We start from the raw sequence: 7,319 nt of genomic DNA on the forward strand, positions 1-7,319 counted from the left end.
CTTAGAAAACTCCTTGATCCTATTTTAATGGAATTTTCTACTGATAGCCGCTGTGGATTATTCGGGGGATTACAGGAGCAACTGGTATTAGGTCGATAGTTTATTCCTTCATTTTAAATGATTTTTGGATTAGTCGGTTATTGAAATATTTAATCAAGCATATTCGCTCGCGCTTGTAAATCGAGCGCTTTTGTTACTCTTGTTTCAGTTTTTGCGCCACATCGCTTCAATCCAGTAGAGAGAGGCTGAGGTGTTCAGGGGAATACTGCAAAAGTAGGTTATTTGTGTTCTCATCAGTTCCGTATTGTCGTGAACTCTGCGGATCACAGAAATAACCTCTACGTCCCAGACCAACAAAAATGTGCACGAGACGCCAACTAAGCGCTTCGGTCCGAAGTTAGGCTCTTATGTAACAAAACTGCCAGCTTTTCGCATACCTAAACAGCACTAACATTACGTCGTCGTTTGTCTTGGTTTTTACTTTAATTAAGACTGCGTGCCGAGTTTTCTAATGGGATAGTTTCTCGATATGAGTGTTGTTCGATACCAGAGTCAAGCCATCCCTCGCCAAGTGCCCCGGAGCAGGGCAGCCTTCAAATTCTAAAGGGCGCTCACTAATAAATACGCCCAAAAAGATATGGGCTAAAGCGTCGGCAGAACGCGACTTTAGGTGCCATAAGTTATCGCTTGCTAGGCGAAACTCTACGTGAACCTTGGCGCAATGCACCTCGTGCCTGACTAGGGAGGATCTTCACGAACTGTTTCGAACGACAATCGCAGCCCCTACTATCGACATAAGTACGTTCTCGACACGCCGGGTATCTCTTCAGCCCGCCAATCCAACAACTGCTTACGCCGAACTATGCGGTACAGTCACTAATGGTAGGGGGAGTGAGGTACATAATTTCGCAGATTATAGAGAGACGGCAAAAATAATTGTGATATTGACCTAAGAAATACAAATAAAATCTAAACCGATACGGGCTACTTCAGTGTGGTTGGCGATCTAGTCTCGTCTGGATTAGTACACGCGGGTGGTCTAAGTATATTCTCATGGGTGGGCTGTTAAATTTAACAAAATGGACTGGCAACCGTTATGCGTTCAAATTTTTCGATAATATCAAGCAAGTTTTGTTTAGCCTTTTGACGATGGTGTTCGTGTATGTCGGCTGCTTTTCGTGGGTTTCCCGAGCGAATGGCATCAAGTAATGCTCTATGATCATCTGTCGAATCGCTTGGCTGCCCCCGCAACTCTAAAGTGAAATAACGAACTCTATGTACTTGCCCCCAGTATTTTAATACTGCTTCTTTTAAGCGTTTATTTCCACATAACTCCAAAAGAGCAAGATGAAACTCCTCATCTGCCTCGGCCCATGCTTTCAAGTTCTTGGTCTCTAATGCTTTCTCCATATTTACAGTGGGTGTCTCAAGTTTTTCTAATTCCTTATTTGTAATTTTCTTTTGAGATATTTTATTAGCTAAAACCTTGGCAGCTTGAGCTTCTAGCGCAGACATTATATCGTAAATTTCATTCATGTCAGCGGCAGATATAGGCTTTATATAAATACCTCGTCTAGGCCTTATTTCTATTAACCCTTCCTTCTGTAGTTGAATGCAAGCCTCACGAATAGGAGTGCGACTGATACTCAGACGTTCAACCAAGACCTTTTCTAATATTTGCTCTCCGGCCCTAAATTCGTTCCCCAAAATTAAAGCTCGTATAGTTTGATAAGCTTTCTCTGAAAGGGATATGGTATTCGTTCTTGCTTGTTCTTCCATCTAACTACCTCTTTTATCTTAACTGAAACCTAACAATGGCCGGCACTCTGGCAAATTTACACATATTTACATGTGTTTGTATACAACGATAAAGAGACAATATTACTAAGTCATTGATTCTCATCTGTTTCTTATAGGATAGTGACGTGAGAGTGACTATAACCTTTACCGCCGCAGGTGAGCCAACAATATTGACATGTTGGTCTTCGACAGGCAACATATACGCTAATTTATCTTAATGTATACACTATTGTGACATCCAGTTCTTTCGTGTCAGCTATGAAGTTGATTATAAGTTTGGATTCGCATAGGGCAACTATAATCGTTTTCACTTTGAGGTTTCGAATGCTTAGAGTTCTACTTTTGTTTCTTATAATTCTTTCTTCAGTTGGTTGTAGTCAATATTCTAAAAATGACATGCCCTATGAAAATGATAACGAGCTGTCTGCCGAGCAATTTAAAACATTCAGTATTGATATAGACGGTCCTATGGTTTCCGAGACCGATGCGCTGAACCCTTTTACTAATTACGTTGTTTGGACTGAGTTTAGTCATGAATCTGGAAAAAGCTGGAATGTTAGAGGATTTTTTGCTGCAGACGGTAGTTCAGCGGTTACTTCGGCAGATGCTGGGGAAATTTGGAGAACTAATTTCACTCCGCAACTAAAAGGGAACTACCAATATAAGACGTATTTATACAAAGGTAAAAATGCAGCTATTCTGAGCTTTTATGAAAGCAAATCCAACTTGACGCTAATTGCTCATAAGAGTGGCAATTTGAGTGTGGCTTCCGGAGAAAGTCATTCGTCGATTTTTGAAGAAAATGGAATACTTTCTCAAAAAGATGGATATTTCTACTTCCCGAATACCGGTAAATACTGGCTGAAGGGAGGATCAAATAGTCCTGAGAATTTACTTGGCTACTCAGGTTTTGATGGAACTTATAGAGTTTCCGAACAAAGCAGAGATGGCGAAGCAAAAATTGGAACTGACCTCCATAGTTTTTCCTCACATATTAAGGATTATGAGCAAGGTGACCCTCTTTGGGGGGATCCAAGTCATCCCAAAGGAAAAGGGTTAATAGGAAGCGTTAATTATTTAGCTAATCAAGGAATAAATGCGCAATATTTTCTAACTATGAACATAAAGGGTGATGGAAATGACGTTTGGCCATTTTTGGACCATGAAACTTTCGATCGCTTTGATGTAAGCAAGCTAGCTCAGTGGGAGCTTGTTTTTAAACATATGCAAGATAAAGGTATATTGCTGCATGTTGTTACTCAAGAAACGGAAAATGAAACTTTGCTAGATAGTGGTGACGTAGGAGATTTACGAAAACTATATTATGCAGAGTTGATAGCGCGATTTTCTCACCATAATGCATTAGTTTGGAACTTAGGCGAGGAAAATGGCCCTGAAGACTGGACGCCAATTGCACAGGACGATGGGCAAAGAATTGCTATGGCGAAATACTTCAGTGAAAACGATCCTTATCAGCACCCAGTTCTAATTCACACTCACTCAAGCTCTGAAAGCAAAGATCATCTTCTTACACCTTTATTGAATAGTACATTGGATGGTATCTCCTTGCAGATCGAGTACCGCCACCAAGTATATCAAGAAATTATTAAATGGAGGGGGATATCTGGAAAAAGGGTCAATAGAACGCCTTGGCTTTTGACGATGGATGAGATAGGTAAATGGTATACCGGAGCAAAAGTTGATTTAGATGACCCGACTCATGAATCATTACGTCGACACGTTTTGTGGCCAACGTTTTTAGCTGGAGGGGCAGGTGTCGAATGGTATTCGGGTGCTCACCAGCCTCATAATGACTTAAGTACCGAAAACTTCTATGTGCGTGAATCACTTTGGAAAATTACACGTATAGCTAGGAACTTTATAGAAAGGCATGTGCCAATCTGGGAGTTGTCACCATTGCCAGTAATTGTAGATCGAACGATTACTATCGAAGGAGTTGATGGCGCTCAAGACGAACTTCTTCCAGCATCTTCTTTTTATGGAGCAAGTAACAAGAACTACTTTATTGGGTACCTAATTCAACGAAATAATATTTCAATCGAAATGCCCTCAGGAGAATATGAACAGCTGTGGTTAAACCCCATTTCAGGGGTTGTAAGAGAGAAGCCTACTCTTTCGATTACAGGCGGCAAGACAACCATAGTGTTATCTGATGAAGAACAAAAAAGTGACTGGGTTCTATTACTTAAGCGAAGGCTAAATGACGCTTAATCATTTATCATTGTTAACCCCTCAATAGCCCAAAGTTATTGAGGGGTGGCATTTAATCTGCTCAAACACATAAGACAGCTGTCAGACATTACTAATTATTTTTAAACCATTTTTTTAACCAGCCTATTTGCAGCCAAATCATGAGAAAAATTAAGCTTCCAAGTGCCAACGGAAGCGGTCTTGAAAAAAACGACATAAAGTCTCCGTTAATCCAAAAGGCTCTTCGAAAATTTTCATCGATAACGGGACCCAGGATAACCCCGAGTACAAGTGGTGCCATTGGATATTTTTGCTTATGGAAAACGTAAAAAATAAGACCGAATGCCAACATCACATACACATCAAAAATCCGAATGTTAATGGCGTATGAGCCAACAACGCAAAAAACCGCAACCAGTGGCATTAATATTCGACTTGGAATGTCTAACGCTTGAACAACGTACTTGGCCACAATAATACCGGATACCAAGAGAAGGCAGCAGGCTACAAATAGAATTCCACCGAACATAGGTAAAAAATCCGGGGACGTCGTCATCAGCATCGGTCCTGGTATGATTCCTTGATGTAGGATTGCGCCAAGTAAAACCGCTGCCGGAGCGCTACCAGGTAACGATAACGTTAGCAAAGGTATAAGTGCTCCACCTATTGATGCATTGTTCCCAGTTTCTGAGGAAATAACTCCTTCAATCGAGCCTTTACCAAATTGACCTTTGTTCTTGCTAGTAAATTTTGCAGCCAAATACGAGAACCACCCACCCATATCCTCTCCTGAGCCTGGAATAATGCCAACGCCAGTACCGATGACGCCAGAGCGGATACTCAAAGGAAGATATTTTACTACTTCAAAAAAATCAGGAAAAATACTACCTATCTGTTTAACTCTTCTAGCTTTAGGTGCGCTGATATTATCTATAACTTGCGCGATGCCGAACACACCAATCATAATCGGAGCAAATGCAAAACCACCCATTAAAAAGGGCTGGTCAAAGGTGAATCGTGGGTATCCATGCAGAAAATCAATTCCGGTAAGTGAAATTAACATGCCGATAAAAGCTGAAATCCACCCCTTAATTTTAAGGCCTTCAGAAGAAATGAAGCCGGCAAGGAGAACGCCGAATAAAGCCAACAAAGCCATGTCGATTGATCTGATCAATAAAGAAATATTAGCTAATATAGGTGCAATAGCTAGCAAAATGATCAAACCAAATAAAGTGCCAATAAAAGAAGCGACGCGACTTATACCTATCGCATAATTTGCTTTTCCTTTCATGGCCATTGGGTATCCATCAAGAGCCGTCGAAGCAGCAGCGGCCGTTCCAGGAATGTTCAGTAATATTGCGCTTAACGATCCCCCGTAAATAGCTCCTACATAAACAGAAAGAATGATTCCAAAAGTAAGTTCCGGGGAAAGCCCATAAGTTAAACCAACTAAAATGGCGATGGCCATGGTGGCGGTCAGGCCCGGTAAGGCGCCAACTATAATGCCGCCAGTGACTCCCATAAACATCCCAAACATAATGACGGGATTGGAAATCAATAAGAATACATTTTCTATCATGGAGGTAATCATGGAAGTGGAATCTTCATAAGTGTGCCAAAGGCATAAGTGATACTTGCGGAGAAGGTTATGGAAATCAGTACAATTTGGTAGAACTTAGCTGCGCGTGATAACAACATAGAGAAGGCCAGATAAAGCGCCGTTGAAATGCCAAATTGGATGTTTCCAGTAAGCACTAAAACATACAAACAGAGTAAGGCTGCTTGGAGGGTCTTAGAAAACCGTTCTTTCTGCAAAATACTTTTTACCAATGCAGACATGGAAAATTGGTCTTTAAATTCTCCCTGTCGATATGAAATAATGATCAATGCAGAGAGCATTATAAGTAAGCCACCGGAAAGAAACATGGGAAGTAGACCGGGCGCTACTAACCATGTCCTTTCAGGGGAGAAAGGTAGCTTAATATAGAATGTCATACGGACACTATCAATCAAAGCAATGAAACTCCCTATCCATAATAGAACTGCAATCAGAAAATCGTTTTTGTGAAAGACAGTGTTTTCAGGTTCGCAAATATTTGGTGGGCCCGGCTCATTTCTCAAGACTATTATCTCCTCTGTCTATACCTAATTTTGGCCGTTCTATATCTAAATCCTTAGGGTTTTTACTACCAATACCAGAATTCCAAAGTGTCCAAGCAATAATGCTTTCCTGAGCCTGAACAAAATCTTTAGCTTCCTTACCTGAAATGCCTAAGAGACTAAAGTATTGTTCGACAGCAAAAGTTTTTATTCTTTTGCTTTTCATGCCTTTTTTAAAAGCTGTTGTTAATTTCTTCAATACCAACGTCGGAGTGTCTGAAGGTATAGCAAGGCCAACAAACTGATTTATGGGCATAGCTATACGAAGATTTGGTATGTAATCAGTAATAGCGGGGATATGTTGACCATTAAAATTAACGGCTTTACTATCAAACACTGCTAGCGCTCGAAGATGACCACTTTTTATAAACTCACTCTGCTCACCTAAACCAGTCCAAACAATATCAACTTCACCAGATAAAACGGCGACTTGAGATGGATAGCTCCCAGCGTAAGGAATGTTTCGAGTCGAAAACCCTCCTGTCTCCATCGCATTCAACCACTGAATGTTCCAAACACTTCCTGGCACAGATGTCGCTATAGTTAAGGAATTCGGATTTCGGTTGATGGCGTTTAGCAGCTCATCAAACGTTTTATATGGAGAGCTGTTGCTGACAGATATAACGCCAAGAGTACCGCCTACTATAAAGTAATCCCAATCTTTCGCGGTACTAGTATGTAAACCTAGAACACTATGCCCCAATACGCTTTCAGAAATGCCCACTAAATGATATCCGTCGTGCGGCTGGTTCCAAACATAATGAATAGCAGAGCCACCTAGGGATCCAGGCATATTGTTAATCACAATATCCGCATTAAATCCAGACTTCATGCTTTCTGCAATAGCACGACTAGCTATGTCTGCGGAACCCCCTGCGGAAGAAAAAACACTAATATTAACGGTTCTTTGGGGCCACTTACTAACTTTATCAGTATTTTGATTGTCGGATGGCTGAGAACATCCGACTAAAGAAATAATGGTAAATATCGAGTATACAAGCCAAGTTGTGATTCTTACTTTCATTGATAGCCTTCTTTGGCTTTTGAGTGTCATGTAATCCCCCCACTTTTAAACCGCCGTTAAAAGTAGAGGGTTATGCGGCCTGTAGTAGCCACCGTGGCGGGACACCTCCGATTGAGGTATTCGG

The 7,319-nt window shown here is 41.0% G+C and carries 5 protein-coding genes; 1 reads left to right on the forward strand and 4 read right to left on the reverse strand.

All coding sequences use genetic code 11. From position 1 onward, the window contains the following. Positions 1-1,071: 1,071 nt before the first annotated feature. A complete protein-coding gene (locus SD69_RS17725; protein ID WP_041525024.1) occupies positions 1,072-1,779 on the reverse strand; it encodes a GntR family transcriptional regulator in 708 nt (235 codons plus the stop codon). Positions 1,780-2,124: 345 nt separating this feature from the next. Between SD69_RS17725 and SD69_RS17730 the strand changes: the two genes are divergently transcribed. Further along, complete coding sequence (locus SD69_RS17730; RefSeq protein ID WP_198144163.1) at positions 2,125-4,032, forward strand: DUF5060 domain-containing protein; 1,908 nt, start codon at positions 2,125-2,127, stop codon at positions 4,030-4,032. Between the two features lie 91 nt (positions 4,033-4,123). Here SD69_RS17730 and SD69_RS17735 read toward each other — a convergent pair whose 3' ends face one another. From SD69_RS17735 to SD69_RS17745, 3 genes are read right to left on the reverse strand one after another with little or no spacing between them, the layout of a single operon-like run. After that, positions 4,124-5,590, reverse strand: coding sequence for a tripartite tricarboxylate transporter permease (locus SD69_RS17735; RefSeq protein WP_041525056.1), 1,467 nt, complete (start codon positions 5,588-5,590; stop codon positions 4,124-4,126). Between the two features lie 8 nt (positions 5,591-5,598). Continuing rightward, a complete protein-coding gene (locus tag SD69_RS17740) occupies positions 5,599-6,132 on the reverse strand; it encodes a tripartite tricarboxylate transporter TctB family protein (protein WP_041525025.1) in 534 nt (177 codons plus the stop codon). Continuing rightward, complete coding sequence (locus tag SD69_RS17745) at positions 6,122-7,195, reverse strand: tripartite tricarboxylate transporter substrate binding protein (RefSeq protein ID WP_041525026.1); 1,074 nt, start codon at positions 7,193-7,195, stop codon at positions 6,122-6,124. The genes SD69_RS17740 and SD69_RS17745 overlap by 11 nt, the downstream gene beginning before the upstream one ends. Positions 7,196-7,319 lie beyond the last annotated feature (124 nt).

The organism is Gilvimarinus agarilyticus (assembly GCF_000832015.1).
Classification (GTDB): Bacteria; Pseudomonadota; Gammaproteobacteria; order Pseudomonadales; family Cellvibrionaceae; genus Gilvimarinus; species Gilvimarinus agarilyticus.

Coding starts and splice junctions, on each gene's coding strand:
- SD69_RS17735 (WP_041525056.1), bottom strand. CDS start 5,590: ATGATAGAAAATGTATTCTTATTGATTTCCAATCCCGTCATTATGTTT.
- SD69_RS17725 (WP_041525024.1), bottom strand. CDS start 1,779: ATGGAAGAACAAGCAAGAACGAATACCATATCCCTTTCAGAGAAAGCT.
- SD69_RS17730 (WP_198144163.1), top strand. CDS start 2,125: ATGCTTAGAGTTCTACTTTTGTTTCTTATAATTCTTTCTTCAGTTGGT.
- SD69_RS17745 (WP_041525026.1), bottom strand. CDS start 7,195: ATGAAAGTAAGAATCACAACTTGGCTTGTATACTCGATATTTACCATT.